The following is an 18,451-nucleotide window of genomic DNA, read 5'->3' on the forward strand; positions in this document are numbered from 1 at the left end:
TTTATTATGTCGGCGGCGGTGCCCCGTGTCGACCATTGCGTCGAACACGTCAGCCGCCTCCGTAATGTTATAATCTGTGGCGGCCAGGTTGAAATGTCCGCCGTCGCGCAAAGTTGAAATGTCACTTTGGGCGCGTCTTCAGCCATTTAGAAATACGACACTCGGCATCTCCACTTGCGCTAGGGCAAGCCCCCGACCGGACCGGCTGGGCCGGGCTGCAAGGGAAGGGAGGGGGCGGGTGAGACGCCCCCATCGGCTTTAGCTTGGACAGTTGAAGCAGCCAGTCATTCCGCCGCATCAAGCTTGGAGAGCGCCTGCCGCCGCCGAGCAATGATCGCGGGATAGTTCATGAAATCCGTCCGCCTGCCCGGCTTGCGACCACGCGGCGTGTAGCCATTCTTCTCGCTGTTCGTCTTCACGGCCGGCTTCGTTTGCTGGTCCTGACGTTCCTTGATGTAGGCCAGCACATCGGAAAGCCGCTTGTTCTCGGTGATCGCCGCATGCGTCACCCGCTGGTCCTTGTCGAACGTCCTATAGGGCAGGGAATGCCCCTTCCAGCGCACATCCAGCCGGCCATCCGCATAGGCGTAGGTCTCGACATAGCGGCCGACCAGCCCGCGCGTCACCTCGTTCTCCTCGAGCATGATCCGCTGGCGCTCGTAGGAGAACGTCAGCTGGGCGCCGACATAACGCTGCTCGCGCTTGCACAGGACGTCGCGCAGCCGATCCGGGGCAAGATTCAGCGACCGATGCAGATCATCAGGCCGGGTAGGGGTAATGGCAAACTGCCGGTTATAGCGCTCCATGAACCGAGGCAGGAAAGCGTTGCCGTCGTCCATGCCGCAGATGCCCTCCAGGCGCAGATCCTTGATCAACCGATCCTGTAGCGTCCGGTTCATCCGCTCGACACGGCCCTTCGCCTGGCTCGAGTTTGCGCAAATCTCGATGTTTAGCTCTGAAAGCGCGCGCCCGAACTGCGTCATGCCCTGACCGCCCTTGGCATCCTTCTTCGCCACCCGGAACACCGAATGCTTGTCGGAATAGAAGGCGACTGGAGCACCATGCGCCTGCAGATAGAGCTCCAGCGCCTCGAAATAGCTGAACGCACTTTCCGAGCGCACGAACCGCAACTGCATCAACTTGCCGGTCGCATCATCGACGAACACCAAAAGCGAGCACGGCGGCCCGCGATCCTCGAACCAGCGATGCTCGGAGCCGTCGATCTGCACCAGCTCGCCCAAGGCCTCACGGCGCAGCCGCGGCTGATGGAACGTCCGGCGCTGTTTGCGTGACAGCCACAGGCCGGCCTCCGACATCCATTTGCGCAAGGTCTCGCGCGACACGGTTAGACCATCAAGCTCGGCAAGCTTCTCGGCCGCCAGCGTCGGACCGAAGTCCGCATAACGCTCGCGCACGATCGCCACCGCATAGTCGCGCACGCCGTCGCAAATCCGGTTGTTCGATGGGCGACCGATCGCCTTGTGGCGGATCGATGCCGCACCATCCGTCCGGATCCGCTCCAGGAGCCGGCGAACCTGGCGGGTGCTCAGATCAAGCACATGTCCAGCCGACACCATCGTCATCCGGCCGTCGACCACCTTCGACAAAACCTCGATCCGCTGCAGGTCGCGCTCGCTCATCGCAATCAATCCCATCCGCAATCTCCCACGTCATCAAAACGCGGGGAGAGTGACATTCTTACTTTGCAGGATCAGGACACTTTAACTTTGCGGCTACAAGCAAAAATCGCGTAATCTATCTTATGGAACAGCAGAGCGGTTTTGTTCCTGTTGCTTTTTGCACTTAAACCGCCGTCATGCAGGTGTGGCACATTTCGTTTAAATGCGTGCATCGCGCACCGAATGCGCGTTAGCCCATTAGGCTCCTGATCGTCGCGATCGGCAGGAACATCCGAAGCGGCATTGACGGCAAAGGTTGAAAGCCATATTCGCTGTAAAGCGCGACACGCCGGCTCGTCTTTTCTTCGTCACCGCAAACAAGGACATCGAGAAGAACGACGGCGATCCCAATCTGGTCAGCAATTCCGGCGATCCTTTGCAGGCAATCGGTAAGCAGATCGCCGCCGTAACCGCCGTCTTGTGATGTGATGCCGAACATTGGAAGTCCTGGTTGCGCATTTCGCTGATTGTGAGCAGCCATTTCACGCGATGGTGAGCGCTCATTTCATTTGATCGTGAGCAGGTATTTCAGGCGATCATGAGCGGCCGCTTCGACCGACGTGTTCATTGATTCAGGTGTTTGAGTCTGCGTCAAGAGCTGAGCGTTGAGCGTTCTGTTTTCGCATGCTTTCTCCGGTGAGTTGAAGACGGTGAGCATTGTGAACGAGGCGGTCAAGAATCGCGTCGCCGAGGGTGGGATCGCCGATAACGTCGTGCCAGTGTTCCACGGGGATTTGGCTCGTGACGATGGTCGATGCGCGACCATGGCGATCGTCGAGGATCTCCAGGAGGTCGCGGCGCTCGGCCGCGGTGAGAACCGACAGGCCCCAGTCGTCGAGGATGAGGATCTGCACGCGCCCAAGCGTCTTGAGCAGGCGCCCGTAGCGTCCGTCGCCCCGCGCGAGGGCGAGCGCCTCGAAGAGCCGCGGGACGCGATGGTAAAGGACCGAACGATTGTCGCGGCAGGCTTTGTGGCCGAGAGCGCAGGCCAGCCAACTCTTGCCAAGGCCGGTTGCGCCGGTGATGAGCAAGTTCTCGTGGCGGTCGATCCAGTCGCCGGCGACGAGCCGGGCGAAGACGGCGCGGTCGATGCCGCGCGGCGTGCGCAGATCGACATCTTCCACGCAGGCGCTTTGGCGCAGCGCGGCGAACTTCAGCCGCGTCGTGAGCCGTTTGGTGTCGCGCTCGGCGGCTTCGCGATCGACAAGAAGCCCGATGCGCTCCTCGAACGACAGGGCATCGAGATCCGGCGATCGTCGCTGCTCCTCGAAGGCTTTGGCCATTCCGGTCAGGCCGAGTGCGATCAGCTGTTCATGAGTGGGGTGGGTGAGCATTGAGACCTCCATGGTTCAGTGGAAATAGCCCTGACCGCGGATGTTGCCGTGGCGCAGAGGTTGGTGATCGGGCGCCTCGTCGAGGAAAGCGCGATCGAGGCCGTTCTTGAGGATCGAACGGATCGAGGCGACGGAGCGCGCCTTGATGAGGATGCCGCGTTGGCAGGCCGCATCGACACGTGCATTGCCGTAGCTCTTGGTCAGCGACAGAATGCCGAGACAGGTGCGAAAGCCCTGTTCGGGATGCGGCCGGTCCGCGATGACAGCCTGGAAGAAGGCGGCGGTGGAAGGACCAATCTTCTCGCCGGCGGCGATCAATCCTCCCGGCGTCCACTTGCCGTAGCGGCGATGCGCGCTCGGCATGTGATCGGCGACTGTCGTATGGCCGCGCCGGTTGGGTGCACGGGCGTGGCTGGCGATCCGCTGGCCCTTGTGGAAGATCTCGACCGTCTTGTCGGCGATCCGCACATCGACGAGCTCGCGAATGAGGCGGTAGGGCGTGGAATACCAATGCCCGTCGATCTCGACGTGATAGTCGGGTGCCACGCGGCAACGCTTCCAGCGTGCAAAGACGTATGGCTGGTCCGGCAGTTCTCCCAGCTTCGGCCTGTCGATCTCGGCGAAGAGTTCGGCTCGGCTGGAGCCGAAACCGCGCATCTGGCGGGCGTTGAGTTCGGCGACGAGCACGCGGATGGCAGCGTTCAGCTCTGCCAGGGAGAAGAAGCGCTGATTGCGCAGACGCGCCAGGACCCAGCGCTGGGCAATTTGCACCGCAACTTCAACTTTTGCCTTATCCTTCGGGCGTCTCGGCCTCGCCGCGAGTACCGCGGTGCCGTAGTGGCTCGCCATCTCGGCATAGGTCCGGTTGAGACCGGGGTCGTAGCGATCGGGGTTGGTGACGGCGGCCTTGAGATTATCGCAGATCACGAACTTCGGGACGCCGCCCAGAAAGGTGAAAAGGTTGGTGTGAACGCCAATCCAATCGGGCAGGCTCTCGCTCGGGCACGCCTCGGCGTAGGTATAGTTCGAGGCGCCCATCGCTGCGACGAACAGCTTCATGGCGTGCGCTTCGCCGGTGATGGGGTCGAAGATGTCGATGGTGTCGCCAGCGAAATCGACAAACACTTTCTCGCCGCCCAGGTGCGTCTGGCGCATCGTCGGGCGCGTCCGCCCTTTCCAGGCCTCGAAGGTCGTGCAGAACCAGGTATAGCCAAAGCCGTCGGGATTGGCGGCGCGATACTCTTCCCACAGCAGCACCCGCGTCACGCCGCGGCGGCGCAATTCCTTCTCCACATAGCTCCAATCGGGTATCGGTCGCCGGGGGCTTTGCGATGCCGCCTTCGGCGCCGGGAAGAGGAGCAGCTCAAGGCCTTCGTCATCCATCCCTTCGGGCAGCGGCCAGCTCAGCCCGGCAAGACGGGCGCGCCGTAGATAACCATGCACGACGCCATTGCTCACCCCGAGCGTGCGCGCGATGACACGCTCGGTCAGGCCTTGGACATGTCTTAGACGTAAAACTTCTCTGATCCGGCGCATCGACAATCTCTGGGTTGGCATCAGGCTTCCTCGTTGCATTGACGAGGCATCCTGTAGCCTGGTTGAGATGTCGGCCGAAGCGTCCACAACCTTCGAGAAGGCTGCTCATGATCGTCTGAAATCGCTGCTCACGATCCCGCGAAATCCGTGCTCACGATGCGGTGAAATCCGTGCTCACGATCGCCTGAAATACGCACCTGGTGGTAGCACTGGGAGTAGTCCTATGACGAAGCAGCATATTGAGGTGATCACGTCGGTCGAGCGTCGCCGGCATTGGTCTCGCGAAGAGAAAGAACGGCTGGTAGCGGCGGCGTTAGAGCCTGGAACCGTTGTTTCGGATGTGGCGCGCTCGGCCGGGATTCATGTCAGTCAGCTATTCCGGTGGCGCAAAGAGCTCTGCCAAATGTCAGCGCCGTCCGTGCCTCCATTCATTCCGATTGAGGTCGTCGCGGCGTTGCCAGCGCCTGATCCTTTGGAGACGACACCGGCACCACGGGCGCGCAAGAAGCCAAGTATCGTGACGATCGAGCTTGGCCGCGGCCGGCGCATTCGAGTGGAGAGTGATGTTGACACCGAAGCTCTGGGCCGCATCCTCGATGTCGTGGAACGGCGATGATCCCGGTTCCGAGCGGCGTAAAGGTCTGGCTGGCGACGGGCTATACGGACATGCGGAGGGGATTTCCTGGCCTGTCGCTGATGGTGCAGGAGACACTGAAGCGTGATCCGCATAGCGGCCATTTGTTCTGCTTCCGCGGCAGGAAGGGCGGCCTAATCAAGGTGATCTGGCACGACGGCCAGGGTGCCTGCCTGTTCACGAAGAAGCTTGAGCGCGGCCGCTTTATCTGGCCGTCAGCGGCCGACGGCACGGTGGTGATCACGCCGGCGCAGCTCGGCTATCTGCTCGAAGGAATCGACTGGCGAATGCCGCAAAAAACCTGGCGTCCGAGCTCTGCTGGATAGTGGAAATGGCTGGAAAGGTCGGAGCGAATATGATTCCATCTCGCCATGACCGATGCGGCCGATCAGCTTCCCGACGACCTTGCCAGCGCGCATGCGATGATCCTCGCCGAGCGCGCGGCACGCCGTGAAGCCGAGGCCGTTGCTGCCCGAGCCCAGGCAGTGAACTCGCATTCGGATGCGCTGATTGCCAGGTTGAGGCTGGAGATCGAGAAGCTCAAGCGCGACATTCATGGCAGCCGCTCGGAGCGCAAGGCGCGGCTTCTTGAGCAGATGGAATTGCAGCTCGAAGAGTTGGAGGCGGACGCCAGCCAGGACGAATTGGCCGCTGAACTGGCGGCACGATCCTCGACGGTTCGGGCCTTCGAGCGCAAGCGTCCATCGCGCAAGCCGTTTCCGGAGCACCTGCCGCGCGAACGCGTCGTCATTGCTCCGCCAACAAGCTGCCCATGCTGCGGCTCGGCCAAGCTGGCGAAACTGGGCGAGGACATTACCGAGACGCTGGAAGTGATCCCGCGCCAGTGGAAGGTCATCCAGACGGTGCGCGAGAAGTTCTCCTGCCGCGAATGCGAGAAGATCGCCCAGCCACCGGCCCCTTTCCATGTGACGCCGCGCGGTTTTGCAGGGCCAAACCTGCTGGCGATGATCCTGTTTGAGAAGTTCGGCCAGCATCAACCGCTGAACCGGCAAAGTGAACGCTATGCCCGCGAGGGTGTCGACCTCAGCCTCTAGACGCTTGCCGACCAGGTGGGGGCTTGCGCCGCGGTCTTGAAGCCCTTGCACGGATTGATCGAGGCGCATGTGCTGACCGCCGAGCGTCTACATGGCGATGACACGACCGTGCCGATCCTGGCGAAGGGCAAGACCGATACCGGGCGGATTTGGACCTATGTCAGGGACGATCGGCCGTTCAGCGGAACGTCGCCGCCAGCCGCCCTCTACTATGCCTCCCGCGATCGGCGGCAGGAACATCCCGAGCGCCATCTAAAGACCTTCACCGGCATTCTGCAGGCCGACGCCTATGGCGGCTACAACCCGCTCTTCAAAATGGACCGCGATTCTGGTCCGCTGACCCAGGCATTGTGCTGGTCGCATTCGCGTCGCAAGTTCTTCGTGCTTGCCGACATCGCCACCAACGCCAAACGGGGAAAGAACGCCACGCCGATCTCGCCGGTGGCGCTCGAGGCCGTGAAACGGATCGATGCCCTGTTCGATATCGAGCGTGACATCAATCGTCTCGCTGCAAGTGAAAGACTGGCGCGACGCCAGCGGGACAGCCGTCGTCTTGTCGAAGAGCTTGAGGCCTGGATGCGGGCCGAGCGGACAAAGCTGTCGCGCAGCTCTCCGGTCGCCGAGCCGATCGACTACATGCTAAAGCGCTGGGAGGGCTTTACGTCCTTCCTGGGCGACGGTCGGATTTGCCTGACCAACAATGCCGCCGAACGCGCTCTGCGCGGCTTCGCTCTCGGCAGGAAGTCGTGGCTGTTTGCGGGTTCTGATCGTGGTGCTGATCGCGCCGCCTTCATGGCGACGATGATCATGACAGCGTTATGCCGCACGCGGCATAACGCTGTTTGGACTAACCCGCTCCGCTACGCCGGAGCGGCAAGGAGGTCACGTATTCAGTAGGAGCCCCAACTGCGCGAGGATGGGACGGCTGTTTGCAGCCCATTCCATCGGACAGAGGAGCTCATCATGACCCAACTTCGCCAGCGCATGAACGAGGACATGCAGGTGCGCAATTTCTCGCTCAATACCCAACTCTCGTATCTGCAACAGGTGTCGCTGTTCGCACGACACTTCGGCAAGTCGCCGGACTTGCTCGGCCGCGAAGACGTCCGGATCTATCAGGTCTATCTGGCCAACGAGAAGAAGCTGGCGCCGGGCTCGATCCACACCGCCATTTCGGCGCTGCGTTTTCTCTATAAGGTGACGCTCGAAAGAGATTGGGTGCCTGAAGAAGTCCTCCCGCTTCCCAAGAAGCCACAGAAGCTGCCGATCATCCTCAGTCCGGATGAAGTGCAGCGGTTTCTCGGCTGCGTGCTTGACGTCAAACATCACGCCATCCTGACCACCTGCTATGCCGCCGGCTTGCGCATTTCGGAAGCGGTGCAGCTGAAGCCCACTGACATCGATAGCCAGAGGATGGTCGTCCGTGTCGAGCAGGGCAAAGGCCAGAAGGACCGCTATGTGATGCTGTCGCCCAAGCTTCTGGAGATCCTGCGCGACTATTGGAAGATGCGGCGGCCGAAGGCGTGGCTCTTCCCCGGCGATCGTGCCGGCCAGCCGATCACCAGGGATGCGGTGGGGCAGGCCTGCGCGAAAGCGCACGACCTCTCGCGCTTGTCCAAACCGGTGACGCCGCACAGCTTGCGGCACGCCTTCGCCGTCCATCTCCTGGAGGCCGGTGCTGACGTGCGCACCATTCAGTTGCTGCTCGGTCACCGCAGCCTCGCGACCACCGCCCATTATCTACGGATCGCCACCAACAAGGTCTGCGCCACCTCGAGCCCCTTCGAGCTATTGCCGCGTCCGGCGCCCACCCCGCCGCCGCCCGCCAAGCCGGAGTATTTCTGATCTCCCGATGGCCCGTTCGGGGCCGGAAGTGGCGGACATATTCCGGCGCTACGGCGAGGCCTATCGTGCCCAGCACACATCGCTGTCGACTGGTCAGCGCCGCGTCATGACGGCGATCGAATTGTGCCGGACCGCCGCGCTCGGTGGGCACGTCGAAGCGTGCGATCAATGCGGCCACCGGCGCATCGCCTTTAACAGCTGCCGCGACAGGCATTGTCCCCGCTGCCAATCGCTGGCCCGTGCGCAATGGCTGGAGGATCGTCGCGCCGAGCTTCTCGACACGCAGTACTTCCACGTCGTCTTCACGCTGCCGGAGCCCATTGCCGCCATCGCCTATCAGAACAAGGCGCTCGTCTACGGTCTGCTCTTCCGCGCCACCGCCGAGACGATGCGCACGATCGCCGCCGACCCCAAGCATCTCGGCGCCGAGATCGGTTTCTTCGCCGTGCTGCACACCTGGGGGCAAAATTTGCTGCACCATCCCCACCTGCACTGCGTCGTCCCGGGTGGCGGGTTCTCGCCAGACGGCATGCGATGGATCGCTTGCAAGCCCGGCTTCTTCCTGCCGGTTCGCGTGCTCTCACGCCTGTTCCGACGATTGTTTCTGGAGCACATGGAGAATGCCTTCGACGCAGGCCAACTGCAGTTCTTCTCCGACTTGCGGGCCCTGAGCGAACGCAACGCCTTCCGGCGCTATCTGGCGCCGCTGCGAAAGGCCGACTGGGTGGTCTACGCCAAGCCACCCTTCGCGGGACCCGAAAAGGTCCTGGATTACGTCGGCCGATATACGCACCGCGTCGCCATCTCCAACAACCGCCTCATCGACATAGAGGATGGCAAAGTCGCCTTTCGCTGGAAGGACTATCGGCACGGCGATCGGCAAAAGGTCATGACCGTGTCGGCCGACGAGTTCATCCGCCGCTTTCTGCTGCACGTCTTGCCCGAGGGCTTCCATCGAATCCGTTATTACGGTTTTCTCGGCAATCGCTACCGCGCACAAAAGCTCGCCTGCTGTCGTGACCTGCTCGGCATGCCGGTTCCCGAGCCGTCGGACAGCCGACCTCCAAAGGACTATCGCGACCGCTACGAGGAGCTCACCGGGCGTTCCCTCAGGCAATGCCCGGCCTGTCATCAAGGGCAGATGATCATCATCGAAATCTTCGACGGCGTCACCGGACCTCCGCGATACTGGGATACGTCATGAACGAACCACACTGCTTGCATCGTCGCCGCATCACCCCGTTCGGCCGGCAAACCGCGCCGATCCCGCCAAGGTGTGTGCCGTCGTGCCCACCAGCCCCTCACGGCAAGGATACAGCGTCAATCGTCACGTTTATCGAGACCGGAATCCGTGCTGCTTTGGTCACCCGCGCTCCCGCTACCCCTGCATCCACACCACCATGCGATGCCCTTTCCTTGGCGGACACCATTCAATACCCATAGAACGCCGCTTGCGCCCGCGGCTTAGCCCAACACGTTTTTAGCTCACCGTCGCTGTCGGCCTCAATGCGTTCGGCAACGTCGATATCGGCGACGCCAAGCTAAAAACGCTCTGCATTGGACTAACCCGCTCCGCTACGCCGGAGCGGCAAGGAGGTCACGTATTCAGTAGGAGCCCCAACTGCGCGAGGATGGGACGGCTGTTTGCAGCCCATTCCATCGGACAGAGGAGCTCATCATGACCCAACTTCGCCAGCGCATGAACGAGGACATGCAGGTGCGCAATTTCTCGCTCAATACCCAACTCTCGTATCTGCAACAGGTGTCGCTGTTCGCACGACACTTCGGCAAGTCGCCGGACTTGCTCGGCCGCGAAGACGTCCGGATCTATCAGGTCTATCTGGCCAACGAGAAGAAGCTGGCGCCGGGCTCGATCCACACCGCCATTTCGGCGCTGCGTTTTCTCTATAAGGTGACGCTCGAAAGAGATTGGGTGCCTGAAGAAGTCCTCCCGCTTCCCAAGAAGCCACAGAAGCTGCCGATCATCCTCAGTCCGGATGAAGTGCAGCGGTTTCTCGGCTGCGTGCTTGACGTCAAACATCACGCCATCCTGACCACCTGCTATGCCGCCGGCTTGCGCATTTCGGAAGCGGTGCAGCTGAAGCCCACTGACATCGATAGCCAGAGGATGGTCGTCCGTGTCGAGCAGGGCAAAGGCCAGAAGGACCGCTATGTGATGCTGTCGCCCAAGCTTCTGGAGATCCTGCGCGACTATTGGAAGATGCGGCGGCCGAAGGCGTGGCTCTTCCCCGGCGATCGTGCCGGCCAGCCGATCACCAGGGATGCGGTGGGGCAGGCCTGCGCGAAAGCGCACGACCTCTCGCGCTTGTCCAAACCGGTGACGCCGCACAGCTTGCGGCACGCCTTCGCCGTCCATCTCCTGGAGGCCGGTGCTGACGTGCGCACCATTCAGTTGCTGCTCGGTCACCGCAGCCTCGCGACCACCGCCCATTATCTACGGATCGCCACCAACAAGGTCTGCGCCACCTCGAGCCCCTTCGAGCTATTGCCGCGTCCGGCGCCCACCCCGCCGCCGCCCGCCAAGCCGGAGTATTTCTGATCTCCCGATGGCCCGTTCGGGGCCGGAAGTGGCGGACATATTCCGGCGCTACGGCGAGGCCTATCGTGCCCAGCACACATCGCTGTCGACTGGTCAGCGCCGCGTCATGACGGCGATCGAATTGTGCCGGACCGCCGCGCTCGGTGGGCACGTCGAAGCGTGCGATCAATGCGGCCACCGGCGCATCGCCTTTAACAGCTGCCGCGACAGGCATTGTCCCCGCTGCCAATCGCTGGCCCGTGCGCAATGGCTGGAGGATCGTCGCGCCGAGCTTCTCGACACGCAGTACTTCCACGTCGTCTTCACGCTGCCGGAGCCCATTGCCGCCATCGCCTATCAGAACAAGGCGCTCGTCTACGGTCTGCTCTTCCGCGCCACCGCCGAGACGATGCGCACGATCGCCGCCGACCCCAAGCATCTCGGCGCCGAGATCGGTTTCTTCGCCGTGCTGCACACCTGGGGGCAAAATTTGCTGCACCATCCCCACCTGCACTGCGTCGTCCCGGGTGGCGGGTTCTCGCCAGACGGCATGCGATGGATCGCTTGCAAGCCCGGCTTCTTCCTGCCGGTTCGCGTGCTCTCACGCCTGTTCCGACGATTGTTTCTGGAGCACATGGAGAATGCCTTCGACGCAGGCCAACTGCAGTTCTTCTCCGACTTGCGGGCCCTGAGCGAACGCAACGCCTTCCGGCGCTATCTGGCGCCGCTGCGAAAGGCCGACTGGGTGGTCTACGCCAAGCCACCCTTCGCGGGACCCGAAAAGGTCCTGGATTACGTCGGCCGATATACGCACCGCGTCGCCATCTCCAACAACCGCCTCATCGACATAGAGGATGGCAAAGTCGCCTTTCGCTGGAAGGACTATCGGCACGGCGATCGGCAAAAGGTCATGACCGTGTCGGCCGACGAGTTCATCCGCCGCTTTCTGCTGCACGTCTTGCCCGAGGGCTTCCATCGAATCCGTTATTACGGTTTTCTCGGCAATCGCTACCGCGCACAAAAGCTCGCCTGCTGTCGTGACCTGCTCGGCATGCCGGTTCCCGAGCCGTCGGACAGCCGACCTCCAAAGGACTATCGCGACCGCTACGAGGAGCTCACCGGGCGTTCCCTCAGGCAATGCCCGGCCTGTCATCAAGGGCAGATGATCATCATCGAAATCTTCGACGGCGTCACCGGACCTCCGCGATACTGGGATACGTCATGAACGAACCACACTGCTTGCATCGTCGCCGCATCACCCCGTTCGGCCGGCAAACCGCGCCGATCCCGCCAAGGTGTGTGCCGTCGTGCCCACCAGCCCCTCACGGCAAGGATACAGCGTCAATCGTCACGTTTATCGAGACCGGAATCCGTGCTGCTTTGGTCACCCGCGCTCCCGCTACCCCTGCATCCACACCACCATGCGATGCCCTTTCCTTGGCGGACACCATTCAATACCCATAGAACGCCGCTTGCGCCCGCGGCTTAGCCCAACACGTTTTTAGCTCACCGTCGCTGTCGGCCTCAATGCGTTCGGCAACGTCGATATCGGCGACGCCAAGCTAAAAACGCTCTGCATTATGCCGACCGGCGAACTATGCCGAATGTCTCTTCTGATGTTTGCGGCAAACCGTGCGTTCCCGGCCAGTTCGGCGGGTCGCCGTTGGTTGGCACTCGGCATAGTTCTCATGCTCAGAGGGCGTTCAGGAATTCCAGAAGCCGGTCGCTTGGTCGAAATCGCTCGGCCTTGGCGCCTTCGTACGGCTTCAGCTTTGCGAGTGCAGATTCCTTCAGTTCGAGATGCGCATGAAGATAGGTCAGCGTCGTTTCCATCGCTTCGTGGCCCAACCACAGGGCAATGACCGAGCAGTCGACGCCCGCCTGCAGCAACTCCATGGCAGCGGAGTGCCGCAATACGTGGGGCGATACCCGCTTCGAGCGAAGGGAGGGGCAGTGCCCGCGCGCTTTGGCGACATATTTGTTCAGCAGCGCCTGCACGCCGTCGGCGCTAAGCCTGCCACCGTGCATGTTCGGAAAGAGAGCCGTTGCGCCTCGCTTCCCTGGTTCCTTGAGCCAACGCCGGAGGGCTTGCTGTGCAACCTTCGTGAGCGGCGTACTTCGCTCTTTGCGGCCCTTGCCGACGCATTGCACATGCGCACCGCGGCCGAGCATTACCGAGTCTCGGTCAAGGTTGATGATCTCCGAGACCCGCAGCCCCGTTTGCGCGGCCAGCAATAGCAGAGTGTAATCGCGGCGACCCAGCCACGTGCTTGGATCCGTGCAGTCCAGGATCGATTCAATCTCAGGTCTTGTTAGGAACTGAAGCTGCCGCTTGTCGCATCGCTTGCTGGGGATCGCGAGCACACGCTGAATATGGGCGCTATGTGCCGGCTCCTCGAACGAAGCATATCGGAAGAATGATCGAATGGCTGTGAGGCGGAGATTCCGGGTCCTCACCGAGGCGGCTCTCTTCGTCTCAAGATCCTCCAGGAATGCGCCGATGAAAGGAGCGTCCAAATCCCGCAGTGTCAACTGAGATGGGGCTCTCCCAAGGCGCGTCTGTGCGAACGCAAACAGGAGCCTGAAGGTGTCGCGATAGGAGGCAATGGTATTGGAACTTACACCTCGATGCTTCATGAGCCGATCTGTGAACCACCGCTCGATCAGCACGGCCAGGTCGTTCGTGCGTCTCATGACCGAATCTCCCAGCGCTTATCCAATCGCCGTACGGCATGGTTCATCAGTTCCGGCGCGGCGGACAGGTACCAGTAGGTGTCGCGAACATTCGCATGGCCGAGGAAGGTCGAGAGAACCGGCAGCTCGCGTTCCACATCTTCGCCAGCGCGATGCCAGTTGATCAGGGTCTGGACGGCGAAACGGTGACGAAGATCATGAATCCGTGGGCCATCGCGATTCCCCTCCTGCCGTAATCCGATTTGCCGGGAAAGTCGCCAGAACACGCGGTGCACGTATTGATGCAGCAATCTGCCGCCCTGTTCGGCGACGAAGAAATAGGGACTGCGCGGCGTACCAAGGTGTGCATCGCGTCGGACGGCATAGTCTGAAAGGACAGCGATTGTCGTGGCGTGCAGCGGGACCAGCCGTGACTTGCCGAACTTTGTCTCTCGGATAGTAATGACGCCCTGGTCGAGATCGACGTCGGCCCGGAGCAGGCCGAGCGCTTCAGAATGGCGCAGTCCGGCGACCGCTATCAGTCCGAACAGGCAATGATACGTCCAGCGTCGAAGGGCATTGGCCGGCGGCAGCAACAGTGCTGCCGCCAGAAGCGCTCGAATCTCGGTGTCGCTATAGATGTAGGGCTTTGTCCGCCGTGCCGGCGGCACTGCGTCGCTCGGTGGTACTTCCGTCAGAGGATCGAAATGGCTGAGGTGCTGGGCAAAGCAGCGCACATCAGCCAGGCGGATGGACCAACTCGGCTGTCGGCCCATCGACGTCACCCACTCCATTGCCAGGTCAGACGTGATGGTCTCGGCGCCGCGGGCTTCCATGAAGGTGACGAATGCCGACAACCGTCGTGCCGGTCCGTCATATTTGTATCCTAGCCCTTGGCGCATGCCGACGTAGCGGTTGAGGGAAGCGCGAAGCCGGCTCATTGGACACCTCCCGGCCAAGGCAGGCTCAGTTCACGCAGCTTCTCCACATCGAGCTTGGCATAGATCCTTGTGCTGTCGATGCTTCGATGGCGGAGCAGTTGGCCGATCTCGGCAAAGCTGGCGCCGGACCGCAAAAGGTCGGTTGCAAGGCTGTGGCGGAAAAGATGGGCACCGTGATGGGCATAGCCGTCAATGCCTGCCCGATCGAGCGCTTGCTTCGCAATCATAGTGATGGCGCAGCCGGAGGCAAAACCCACGTGCGGCGCCAGAGTCCGCAGGAAAACTCGCCGACACGCTGAAGCTGGCCGCCCATGCCGGATATAAGCCACGATAGCTGTTCCAACGTCGTGACGTAGCGGCATGATCGCCTGCCGCCGCCCCTTACCGTTCACAAGGATCGTGCCCGACTGCCAGTCGATATCTTCAAGATTAAGCGTAGCAACTTCGCTGGCGCGCAAACCGAGCTTGGCCAGGATCATCAGAACCGCATAGTCCCGATGGCCCATCGCCGTCGTCCGATCACACGCATCGAGAACCTTCTGGACCTTCTCGGGCGGCAGGAATGTTGGAAGGCCGGCAAGTCGCCAGCGGCGGATGGACGGCACACAGTCGGCCAGCGCCGTCGAGATTAAGCCCTTCAGATGCAAATAGCGCAGGAAGGCACGCACAACCCCGCACATGGCTTTGCCACTGTCGGCGGAACCGTCAAGCGCATGTCGCTCGACATAACCGATAACGATCTCCGGGGTGAGCGCTGCAAACCCGTCTGCGCCGGCAGGACACACCTCCCGGAGAAATCGAAGCGACAGAAGCTTGTGGCTCCCTACTGTCGCGGCGGCGAGCCCTCTCTCAGTCGAGAGATATTGCCCGAATACATCGACGATCTTCTCGTGCTCACTGCGCTGAACCGGAAGCGCGGCTGGTATTAAGCCTCCCTCCCGTAACGCCGAAAGCAAGCGGCGGAGCGCCGATCGATCGCCCGAGTCGGGCTTCCAGTGTTTGAAACGATGCTCAAGAAAGCGGTCGACGTGAACCTCGCTTAAATCCTGCGGAGCATGTCCATTGCCAACATGCCAGTCCATCAGATCCCGAAACAGGCTCAGTGAGCGCCACGTGCATTGCCGACCCAAACCTTCGTTCGACATTTTGGCGGCGTAAACGCCCGCAAACTCCCGATACGGACCGTAGACCAGCTTCCGGTATAGGGCGCTGCGATTCAAATAGTCAGTTGCGTTCATGTGTCCTCTCCTTCGCGTCAATTGCGACGGAGAGACCCTAAACTATGCCGACTAGGCGACCGCTATGGTACCGGAAACGTTGGCAAAAAGTTGATTAATCGGCATAGTTCGCCGGTCGGCATAAACCTGCCGTCTCAACGACGTCGACCCAAAGGCGTGGCTCGCCGACGTTCTCGCGCGTATCGCTGACACGCCGACAACAAAGCTTGCAGAGCTGCTGCCGTGGAATTGGACAGGTCCGCGGCCTATGATGGCTTTGGCATCATGACCGTCGATCGCATCGCCAGGCTACATATCCAACTCGACGATATCGAGCCTTTGATCTGGCGCAGGGTCGAGGTTCCACTCACGATGAGCTTGAAGGGGCTCCACGATGTCATTCAGGCCGTGATGCTGTTCGAGGATTATCATCTGTTCGAGTTCGAGGCTGGTGGGCGATGTTACGATGTGCCGGATCCAGAAGACCTCTACGAACGCAAAACCTTTGCTGCTCGCAACGTCCGCATAGCGGCACTCATCGAGCGTGGGATCGCGACCTTTAGCTACACCTATGACTTTGGTGATAACTGGCGGCACACTATCACGGTCGAGGCAGTGGAGGATGGAAACCCCAGCATCGAATATCCGCGCTTCATCGATGGTGAGCGCAGAGCGCCGCCGGAAGATGTTGGCAGCACCTCGGGGTTCGAGGAATTCCTGAACGTCATGGCGAAGCCACGGCATGCGCAGCATCGAGAGTTCGTGCGTTGGTATGGTGGCCGCTTCGACCCAGAAGATTTAAGCGTTGATATCATTCAAGACCGTGTCGCTAAAATTGCCCGCCGTCGGACACTTGGAAAAGCTGGATTTGCGAAGAGCCAAAACCAGCAGCACTGACCAAATCTGAAAACACAGAACGAGGCATCATGGGCTACCGCAACTCTGCCCTCTACACCCTGAAATATGTCGCCGCGATGCTTGATGAGGACGAAGACTTCTTGCGAGAATGTTCGATTGAGATGTTCTCTGAAGATGGCTGCTTGTGGGCATATGATGACTATCCGGCCTCGGAGCTCAGCGAGCACATCATCTTGTTCACCCAAGTGGGGATCGAAAACCTTCAACAGATTATCCGCAATCTTCGCGGAATTGGCGACCCGCCATCGAAACCAGTGGCAGAAAGAAATCGCAAAAAGCCTCGGCTACTGCGGTCCTGACCGGATGGTTACCTCTTTACCTCAGGATGCCGCGCAATTGAGCCGGATCATTCTCTCGCTCGATGCAGAGAATGCCGACCTCAAGGCGCGCGTTGCCTTCCTGGAGCAGCAGCTCTTTGGGCCGAAATCGAAGAAGATGACGGCGATCGACCCGACGCAGGCGACGCTTGACCTTGGCGATCTCAGCGACATTCCCGAGGCGGCCAATGACGATGTTGCACCCGTGGCTGAAGGGCCAAAACAGGAGCGACGGTCACCGTCGCGCAACATCGGCCGTTTACCCAGGCACCTCCCACGGTATGAAGAGCTTATCGAGCCGGAGAGCAAGATTTGCCCGTGCTGCTCGTTCGAGCTTCATTGCGTCGGCACGGACGTCAGTGAGGCACTCGACATCGTGCCGGCGGTTGTCCGGGTAAAGCAGACGATCCGGCCGCGCTATGCATGCCGGGCCTGCGAAAGCGTCATTGTGCAAGCGCCCGCGTCGGCGCGCGTGATGGACGAGAGCAATGTCGCCCCCATGCGGCTTGCGTTCTGCCTTGCTCACGCGCGACGCAAGTTCGTCGATGTCGTCAAGCTGACCAGCTCTTCGGAGGCGGGCCGATGACGCCGCCACCGAGGAAGGCCGCAGGCGCGCTGCGCATGAGTGTCGTGTTGGCAGGCCCGGCCATGGTCGACCCTGATGCCGCATGCTCCGCGGTAACCATTCGTCAAGCCTGTTGATCGGATGGCCGGCGATGCGCGTGAGGATATCTCGAAGATGGACCTCCGGATCGAGACGGTTGAACTTGGCGGATTCGCCAACGACAAGATTAATGAAAACCTTGAAGCGGCGCACCGTCTCGTCATCGCTGGATTTAAGCGTAAGCTGTGAAATCTACATATGTCCAAGCTTTCGTTCGGGCTCAACATTCGTCAATCACGCCGTGCATCTGGAAGATGCGGCCGAAACACCGCATTCTGCATAGCATTTCGCGCAAATTAAAGGCGTGGCGCGTAGCTGGCAGCGATCGCCGCCGGCGATAACGTTCTACTTACCACGACGCTTGCGGCGCTCGCCGAGGCCTATCTCCTTGGCCAAACGCGAGCGGGCTTCCGCATAAGCGGGCGCGACCATCGGGTAGTCCGCGGGTAGGTCCCACTTTTCGCGATAATCTTCCGGCGACAGATTGTGGTGGGTCATCAAGTGGCGCTTCAGCGACTTGAAGGCGCCGCCGCATTCGAGGCAGGTGATCTGATCGTCCTGCACAGACTTGCGGATCGAGACCGCTGGCTTCGGCTTCTCAATGGGAGCAATCACCGGCGCGGGAGCAGTGGCATTGTTGAGCGCTGAATGAACGTCAGCGATAAGCGTCGGAAGCTCGGCACCCGGAACCACGTGGGTGCTGACATAGGCGGCTACGATTTCTGCCGTCAGTTCTGCCAAGAGTTCGTTGCTCGCACCGAGCGTGGTTTCTGTCATCTTCTTCTCCTATCGGATCTTAGCAACATATCCCAAAACGACGTTTCAGGAGGAAACATGCGAGAAAATGCCGCTGAACTCACTTGCCTCTTGAAACTGGACGGTCATTGCACAGGAGCCAGGCTCCGCCGCAACATCAAGGCTCAAGTCGTGATGGGAAGTCGCCGCCAAGGCGCCGAGCTGGCTGACGGCTCAAAGCAACAGGGAAGAATCACAACCCAAGCTGGAATTTCGTCAAAGTATTTATCTGCGACGACACTTTTCATTTAGTGAATTAACACCGATCGAGGATATGTCAAAACATAATTTTAATCCGCAGCTA

The 18,451-nt window shown here is 60.9% G+C and carries 15 protein-coding genes and 4 pseudogenes; 11 read left to right on the plus strand and 8 right to left on the minus strand.

Going from position 1 to position 18,451, the window contains the following annotated elements; genetic code table 11:
• Window positions 1-284 precede the first annotated feature (284 nt).
• From SS05631_RS28020 to istA, 4 genes and pseudogenes are all read right to left on the minus strand, one after another.
• Window positions 285-1,655 (minus strand): ISNCY family transposase, encoded by a 1,371-nt coding sequence (locus SS05631_RS28020; protein ID WP_095678123.1) that lies wholly within the window; start codon window positions 1,653-1,655, stop codon window positions 285-287.
• Between the two features lie 214 nt (window positions 1,656-1,869).
• Window positions 1,870-2,091: pseudogene (locus SS05631_RS32255) on the minus strand (GNAT family N-acetyltransferase); the annotation flags it as partial.
• A gap of 160 nt (window positions 2,092-2,251) precedes the next feature.
• Window positions 2,252-3,013, minus strand: coding sequence for an IS21-like element helper ATPase IstB (gene istB / locus SS05631_RS28030; RefSeq protein ID WP_037427675.1), 762 nt, complete (start codon window positions 3,011-3,013; stop codon window positions 2,252-2,254).
• Window positions 3,014-3,028: 15 nt separating this feature from the next.
• Window positions 3,029-4,570, minus strand: coding sequence for an IS21 family transposase (istA, locus tag SS05631_RS28035; protein ID WP_037437027.1), 1,542 nt, complete (start codon window positions 4,568-4,570; stop codon window positions 3,029-3,031).
• 202 nt (window positions 4,571-4,772) lie between these two features.
• Between istA and SS05631_RS31195 the strand changes: the two genes are divergently transcribed.
• The 7 genes and pseudogenes from SS05631_RS31195 (at window position 4,773) to SS05631_RS28070 (ending at window position 11,847) form a co-directional block, all read left to right on the plus strand.
• Window positions 4,773-5,165, plus strand: coding sequence for a transposase (locus SS05631_RS31195; RefSeq protein ID WP_014330939.1), 393 nt, complete (start codon window positions 4,773-4,775; stop codon window positions 5,163-5,165).
• Entirely contained in the window at window positions 5,162-5,509 is a 348-nt protein-coding gene (gene tnpB / locus SS05631_RS28045; protein ID WP_014330938.1) for an IS66 family insertion sequence element accessory protein TnpB, read from the plus strand. The genes SS05631_RS31195 and tnpB overlap by 4 nt, the downstream gene beginning before the upstream one ends.
• A gap of 96 nt (window positions 5,510-5,605) precedes the next feature.
• Window positions 5,606-7,054: pseudogene (locus SS05631_RS28050) on the plus strand (IS66 family transposase); the annotation flags it as partial.
• Between the two features lie 147 nt (window positions 7,055-7,201).
• On the plus strand, window positions 7,202-8,083 hold the full coding sequence (locus SS05631_RS28055; RefSeq protein WP_095678125.1) for a tyrosine-type recombinase/integrase: 882 nt from the start codon (window positions 7,202-7,204) through the stop codon (window positions 8,081-8,083).
• Between the two features lie 7 nt (window positions 8,084-8,090).
• Window positions 8,091-9,287 (plus strand): IS91 family transposase, encoded by a 1,197-nt coding sequence (locus tag SS05631_RS28060; protein ID WP_037427670.1) that lies wholly within the window; start codon window positions 8,091-8,093, stop codon window positions 9,285-9,287.
• 474 nt (window positions 9,288-9,761) lie between these two features.
• A complete protein-coding gene (locus SS05631_RS28065; protein ID WP_095678125.1) occupies window positions 9,762-10,643 on the plus strand; it encodes a tyrosine-type recombinase/integrase in 882 nt (293 codons plus the stop codon).
• A 7-nt stretch (window positions 10,644-10,650) separates the two neighbouring features.
• A complete protein-coding gene (locus tag SS05631_RS28070) occupies window positions 10,651-11,847 on the plus strand; it encodes an IS91 family transposase (protein ID WP_037427670.1) in 1,197 nt (398 codons plus the stop codon).
• A 467-nt stretch (window positions 11,848-12,314) separates the two neighbouring features.
• On the opposite strand, the gene SS05631_RS28075 is transcribed toward SS05631_RS28070, so the two are convergent.
• From SS05631_RS28075 to SS05631_RS28085, 3 genes are read right to left on the minus strand one after another with little or no spacing between them, the layout of a single operon-like run.
• Window positions 12,315-13,316: a tyrosine-type recombinase/integrase gene (locus SS05631_RS28075; protein ID WP_095678126.1), complete on the minus strand. Its 1,002-nt coding sequence runs from the start codon at window positions 13,314-13,316 to the stop codon at window positions 12,315-12,317.
• Complete coding sequence (locus SS05631_RS28080) at window positions 13,313-14,236, minus strand: tyrosine-type recombinase/integrase (RefSeq protein ID WP_095678127.1); 924 nt, start codon at window positions 14,234-14,236, stop codon at window positions 13,313-13,315. The genes SS05631_RS28075 and SS05631_RS28080 overlap by 4 nt, the downstream gene beginning before the upstream one ends.
• Window positions 14,233-15,474, minus strand: a complete 1,242-nt coding sequence (locus SS05631_RS28085) for a site-specific integrase (RefSeq protein ID WP_037427235.1) — start codon at window positions 15,472-15,474, stop codon at window positions 14,233-14,235. The genes SS05631_RS28080 and SS05631_RS28085 overlap by 4 nt, the downstream gene beginning before the upstream one ends.
• Window positions 15,475-15,598: 124 nt before the next feature.
• Between SS05631_RS28085 and SS05631_RS28090 the strand changes: the two are divergent.
• The 4 genes and pseudogenes from SS05631_RS28090 to SS05631_RS28105 form a co-directional block, all read left to right on the plus strand.
• Window positions 15,599-15,742: pseudogene (locus tag SS05631_RS28090) on the plus strand (transposase domain-containing protein); the annotation flags it as partial.
• Window positions 15,739-16,350: a plasmid pRiA4b ORF-3 family protein gene (locus SS05631_RS28095; RefSeq protein ID WP_014857805.1), complete on the plus strand. Its 612-nt coding sequence runs from the start codon at window positions 15,739-15,741 to the stop codon at window positions 16,348-16,350. The pseudogene SS05631_RS28090 and the gene SS05631_RS28095, both read left to right, overlap by 4 nt.
• Window positions 16,351-16,379: 29 nt before the next feature.
• A complete protein-coding gene (locus SS05631_RS28100; protein ID WP_014330935.1) occupies window positions 16,380-16,670 on the plus strand; it encodes a hypothetical protein in 291 nt (96 codons plus the stop codon).
• Window positions 16,671-16,674: 4 nt separating this feature from the next.
• Window positions 16,675-17,169: pseudogene (locus SS05631_RS28105) on the plus strand (IS66 family transposase zinc-finger binding domain-containing protein); the annotation flags it as partial.
• Window positions 17,170-17,697: 528 nt separating this feature from the next.
• Here the strand turns inward: SS05631_RS28105 and SS05631_RS28115 are convergent.
• Window positions 17,698-18,129, minus strand: a complete 432-nt coding sequence (locus SS05631_RS28115; RefSeq protein WP_010875074.1) for a MucR family transcriptional regulator — start codon at window positions 18,127-18,129, stop codon at window positions 17,698-17,700.
• Window positions 18,130-18,451: the final 322 nt, after the last annotated feature.

The sequence above is a fragment of the Sinorhizobium sp. CCBAU 05631 genome (assembly GCF_002288505.1).
Taxonomy (GTDB): domain Bacteria; phylum Pseudomonadota; class Alphaproteobacteria; order Rhizobiales; family Rhizobiaceae; genus Sinorhizobium; species Sinorhizobium fredii_C.

What these genes read in the sequence shown, in the direction of transcription:
- SS05631_RS28020 (WP_095678123.1), bottom strand. Translation starts at nt 1,655, where the DNA reads ATGGGATTGATTGCGATGAGCGAGCGCGACCTGCAGCGGATCGAGGTT.
- istB (WP_037427675.1), bottom strand. Translation starts at nt 3,013, where the DNA reads ATGCTCACCCACCCCACTCATGAACAGCTGATCGCACTCGGCCTGACC.
- istA (WP_037437027.1), bottom strand. Translation starts at nt 4,570, where the DNA reads ATGCCAACCCAGAGATTGTCGATGCGCCGGATCAGAGAAGTTTTACGT.
- SS05631_RS31195 (WP_014330939.1), top strand. Translation starts at nt 4,773, where the DNA reads ATGACGAAGCAGCATATTGAGGTGATCACGTCGGTCGAGCGTCGCCGG.
- tnpB (WP_014330938.1), top strand. Translation starts at nt 5,162, where the DNA reads ATGATCCCGGTTCCGAGCGGCGTAAAGGTCTGGCTGGCGACGGGCTAT.
- SS05631_RS28055 (WP_095678125.1), top strand. Translation starts at nt 7,202, where the DNA reads ATGACCCAACTTCGCCAGCGCATGAACGAGGACATGCAGGTGCGCAAT.
- SS05631_RS28060 (WP_037427670.1), top strand. Translation starts at nt 8,091, where the DNA reads ATGGCCCGTTCGGGGCCGGAAGTGGCGGACATATTCCGGCGCTACGGC.
- SS05631_RS28065 (WP_095678125.1), top strand. Translation starts at nt 9,762, where the DNA reads ATGACCCAACTTCGCCAGCGCATGAACGAGGACATGCAGGTGCGCAAT.
- SS05631_RS28070 (WP_037427670.1), top strand. Translation starts at nt 10,651, where the DNA reads ATGGCCCGTTCGGGGCCGGAAGTGGCGGACATATTCCGGCGCTACGGC.
- SS05631_RS28075 (WP_095678126.1), bottom strand. Translation starts at nt 13,316, where the DNA reads ATGAGACGCACGAACGACCTGGCCGTGCTGATCGAGCGGTGGTTCACA.
- SS05631_RS28080 (WP_095678127.1), bottom strand. Translation starts at nt 14,236, where the DNA reads ATGAGCCGGCTTCGCGCTTCCCTCAACCGCTACGTCGGCATGCGCCAA.
- SS05631_RS28085 (WP_037427235.1), bottom strand. Translation starts at nt 15,474, where the DNA reads ATGAACGCAACTGACTATTTGAATCGCAGCGCCCTATACCGGAAGCTG.
- SS05631_RS28095 (WP_014857805.1), top strand. Translation starts at nt 15,739, where the DNA reads ATGACCGTCGATCGCATCGCCAGGCTACATATCCAACTCGACGATATC.
- SS05631_RS28100 (WP_014330935.1), top strand. Translation starts at nt 16,380, where the DNA reads ATGGGCTACCGCAACTCTGCCCTCTACACCCTGAAATATGTCGCCGCG.
- SS05631_RS28115 (WP_010875074.1), bottom strand. Translation starts at nt 18,129, where the DNA reads ATGACAGAAACCACGCTCGGTGCGAGCAACGAACTCTTGGCAGAACTG.